This is a genomic window from Micromonospora sp. MH33 (genome assembly GCF_003013775.1).
Lineage (GTDB): Bacteria > Actinomycetota > Actinomycetes > Mycobacteriales > Micromonosporaceae > Micromonospora > Micromonospora fulviviridis.
The window spans coordinates 1-2,732 of sequence record NZ_MUYZ01000511.1 but is presented as its reverse complement, the minus strand read 5'-3'; the positions used below and the strand labels follow the sequence as shown (position 1 = coordinate 2,732).

Sequence of the window (2,732 nt, the reverse complement as noted above, 5' to 3'; positions counted from 1 at the left end):
GACCGGCACCGGCCGGCCGGCGGCCCGGTGCGCCCGGGACAGCTCCAGGTCGACCGCGCCCAGCCCGGCCAGCCGGCGCGCCACCGCGCGGCGGGCCGCCGGCAGCGCCGTACGATCGGACACCGCCACCCGGACCGCCCTACGACGCCACCACCAGCGGACCTCGAAGAACCCGTCCACGCTCATGCGCCGAGCGTCCCCGGCGAGGCTGGAGGGGACGTGGGCCGTGCCTGTGCTCCGGCTGTGGGTCCGCCCCGACCGGCCGGGCCGCGCGGATCCCGCCGGCCGGCCCACACAGCTGGTACACAGGACCAGGACAGGACCGGCACAGCGGGTGCGCCCACGATGGGGGTCATGGTCATGAACGGGCAGGCCGCGCAGGGCCGGATCGAGCTGCGCCGACCCGACGGCGAACCGGTGCGGGTGCTGGTGGTGGACGACGAGCCGACGCTCACCGACCTGCTCTCGATGGCGCTGCGCTACGAGGGCTGGCAGGTGACGACCGCCGGCAACGGGATGGCGGCGATCAGCGCCGCCCGGCAGTTCAAGCCCGACGCCGTGGTGCTCGACGTCATGCTCCCGGACCTGGACGGTTTCCAGGTGCTGCGCCGGCTGCGCGAGCAGGCCCCCACCGTGCCGGTGCTCTTCCTGACCGCCCGGGACGCGGTGGAGGAGCGGATCGCCGGGCTCACCGTCGGCGGCGACGACTACGTCACCAAGCCCTTCAGCCTCGAAGAGGTGATCGCCCGGCTGCGCGCCCTGCTGCGCCGCTCCGGCTTCGCGGTCGCCGCCCGCGAGGAGGCGGTGCTCACCGTCGGCGACCTCAGCCTCGACGAGGACAGCCACGAGGTCCGCCGCGGCGGCGACCTGATCAACCTCACCGCCACCGAGTTCGAGCTGCTGCGCTACCTGATGCGCAACCCGCGCCGGGTGCTCAGCAAGGCGCAGATCCTCGACCGGGTCTGGAACTACGACTTCGGCGGCCAGGCCAACGTGGTCGAGCTGTACATCTCGTACCTGCGCAAGAAGATCGACGCGGGCCGTGAGCCCATGATCCACACATTGCGCGGCGCGGGTTATGTCCTCAAGCCCGCGGAGTGACCGGGGCGGCCGGCTGCGGCGGCGGCTGGCGGGCTGGTCTCTGCGCCGCCGCCTGGTGCTCTCCGTGGTGGCACTGCTGGCCCTGGTCAGCATCGGCATCGGCGGGCTGACCACGATCGCCCTGCGCCACTTCCTGGTCGGCGAGGTGGACAAGCAGCTCACCATGGCTGACCGGCGCACCGGCGACGTGCCGCCGTGGCTGCGTCCGCCCGGTGACCCGCGCCGGGCGAACCCCTGCGACCAACCGGCACCGGAGCCGCCGCGCGGCTTTCCACCCGGCTCGATCGCCCTGCGGACCGCCTGCGGAGCGACCACTGCCACGATGCGAGCCGAATCCGGGGAGACCGAGACGGTTCCGGCCACCGACATCGCCGCGCTCGCCGCGCTACCTCCCGACGGGCAGCCCCGTACCGTCGAGCTCGGCGACCGCGGTGACTATCGGGCGGTGGCCCATCGGTCGCCGGACGGCGACGTGCTGGCGGCCGTCGCCATCCCGCTCGCCGGGGTCCAGGACACCGTCATGTGGGTGCTGGTCGCCCAGGCCGGGCTGGTCACCGCCGGGCTGATCATCGCCGGCGGGCTCGGCGCGCTGATCGTCCGGGCCGCGCTGCGCCCGCTGAACCGGGTCGCGGCCACCGCCGCCCGGGTCACCGAGCTGCCCCTGGACCGGGGCGAGGTGGCCCTGTCGGTGCGGGTGCCGGCGGCCGACACCGACCCCCGTACCGAGGTCGGGCAGGTGGGCGGCGCACTCAACCGGATGCTCGGCCACGTCGCCGCCGCGCTCGCCGCCCGGCAGGCCAGCGAGATGCGGGTACGCCAGTTCGTCGCCGACGCCAGCCACGAGCTGCGTACCCCGCTCGCCGCCATCCGCGGCTACGCCGAGGTGGCCCGGCGCGGCCGGGACGAGGTGCCGCCGGATGTGGCGCACGCCCTGCGCCGGGTGGAGTCGGAGAGCACCCGGATGACCAGCCTCGTCGACGACCTGCTGCTGCTCGCCCGGATCGACTCCGGCCGTCCGCTGGCGGCCGAGCCGGTCGACCTCACCGCCATGGTGGTCAACGCGGTGAGCGACGCCCATGTGGCCGGTCCCGGGCACCGCTGGCAGCTCGACCTGCCCGACGAGCCGGTGAGCGTCACCGGCGACGCCCACCGGCTGCATCAGGTGCTGGCGAACCTGCTCGCCAACGCCCGGGTGCACACCCCGCCCGGCACCACGGTGACCACCCGGCTGGCGCCGGTGGCCGGCGGCGTCGAGCTGAGCGTCACCGACGACGGCCCCGGCATCCCCGAGGAGCTGCAACCGGAGGTTTTCGAGCGGTTCGCCCGTGGCGATAGCTCGCGCTCCCGGGCGCACGGCAGCACCGGCCTCGGGCTGGCCATCGTGGCGGCCGTGGTGGAGGCCCACCACGGCGAGGTCGAGGTGGCGAGCCGCCCCGGCCGGACCGTCTTCACGGTGCGGCTGCCCGAACCCACAGCCGACGCATAGGTCGCTCACGGGGGCGGGCCAGCGGGCCGCCCCAGGCTTGCCGGCATGGACAGAACAGAGAGCCTGCTGACCGCGCCCACGGCCGGGTCGCCCGCGGCCGACCCGGCCCCCGCGCCCGCCCCGGAACCGGCGCGGCCCCCGGCGC

General features: G+C 75.3%; 3 protein-coding genes. 2 read left to right on the top strand and 1 reads right to left on the bottom strand.

The window, feature by feature from the left end:
• The coding region (locus B0E53_RS35140; protein ID WP_146167925.1) for a hypothetical protein at window positions 1–186 on the bottom strand (186 nt) is incomplete at its 3' end.
• Window positions 187–345: 159 nt separating this feature from the next.
• Between B0E53_RS35140 and B0E53_RS35135 the strand changes: the two genes are divergently transcribed.
• Both B0E53_RS35135 and B0E53_RS35130 read left to right on the top strand, forming a co-directional pair.
• Window positions 346–1,101, top strand: a complete 756-nt coding sequence (locus B0E53_RS35135; protein WP_281492937.1) for a response regulator transcription factor — start codon at window positions 346–348, stop codon at window positions 1,099–1,101.
• Window positions 1,079–2,587, top strand: a complete 1,509-nt coding sequence (locus B0E53_RS35130) for a HAMP domain-containing sensor histidine kinase (protein WP_107079795.1) — start codon at window positions 1,079–1,081, stop codon at window positions 2,585–2,587. Before B0E53_RS35135 ends, B0E53_RS35130 begins: the two co-directional genes overlap by 23 nt.
• Window positions 2,588–2,732: the final 145 nt, after the last annotated feature.